Here is a 1,077-nt window from a genome sequence, read left to right on the forward strand (position 1 = left end):
GTACCGCTCTCACCTCTGCCAATGTGGCGCCACCGCAGCACCAACAGCTACCGGATACGGGCGCCTTGTACCCTTTTCCCGGAATCAGATGGGGAGAGCGATGTGCCCGATTTCGCGGTACCCGCCGATGAGGGGCGGTACAGCCTCGAACAGAACGTCATGAAGCTCGGAAGCCGGGTCCGGGAGCGTTCCCCTTCCGTCAAGTCGGTGTGGGAATTCACCTCCAAGCGCGACGCGAGCGTCTATTCTCAAGGCATCCCGATTCTCTTCCCCCGGTACGACCTTCCGGAGGACGGACTCACGACCCTCGCCGCGACCGACGGCCGGCACATCGGCCTCACCGCGACGGGTCACGCGGGCCACACCCCCGCGGCGCTCACCTCGGCCACGCTCGCGTACTCCCACGACGGGGGCACGACCTGGACCGAACTGCAGGTCTCTCAGCAGGGCGGCCACGGGACCGCGACCGTGAACCACGCGGGCGCGACCGGCGAACAGGTCACCCCGAGGACCCAACTGACGGACGCCCACGGCAACTCCGTCACCCAGACCGTGGTCCGCGCCTACGACGTGCGCTGATCACGCCGGTCCGCCGGGCGTCCTTCCCGTGGGGGGTGGGGCCGCCCGGCGGACCACCCCTTTCCGGCGACGGTTTTCCCGATGTCCCGTTTTCGGGCGCCCCGAGCGGTGGACAATAAGGGCATGACTCAGCAGGGGGACGACAACTGGTGGGACAAGCTCTACGACGCGTCGGCGCCGGACACGGCCCCGACGGCGTCGGGTGACACCCTCGACGACCACTTCACCACGGCGACCCGCGCGACCACGGGGCCACCGGACCGGGCACCCTCGGCGCCTCCGGCGCCCCCAGCACCTCCGAACCCCGGCCCGTCTTCGGGAGCTCCGGCATCCTCGGAACCTCCTAACCCCGGGCCGTCTTCGGCACCTTCGGCATCCTCGGCACCCTCGATGCCCCTGGCACCACCAGCACCTCCAGCACCACCAGCGCCCTCGGCATCCCCGGCATCCCCGGCATCCCCGGCATCTCCGGCGCCCCTGGCAGCCCCGGCCCCGGGG

1 protein-coding gene is annotated in these 1,077 nt (G+C 70.5%); it reads left to right on the forward strand.

Annotation, left to right across the window (positions count from 1 at the left end):
* The first annotated feature begins 102 nt into the window (after positions 1–102).
* On the forward strand, positions 103–579 hold the full coding sequence (locus EAO70_RS35760; RefSeq protein WP_261993222.1) for a hypothetical protein: 477 nt from the start codon (positions 103–105) through the stop codon (positions 577–579).
* Positions 580–1,077: the final 498 nt, after the last annotated feature.

Source organism: Streptomyces sp. adm13(2018), from assembly GCF_008042145.1.
In the GTDB taxonomy this organism is placed as follows: domain Bacteria; phylum Actinomycetota; class Actinomycetes; order Streptomycetales; family Streptomycetaceae; genus Streptomyces.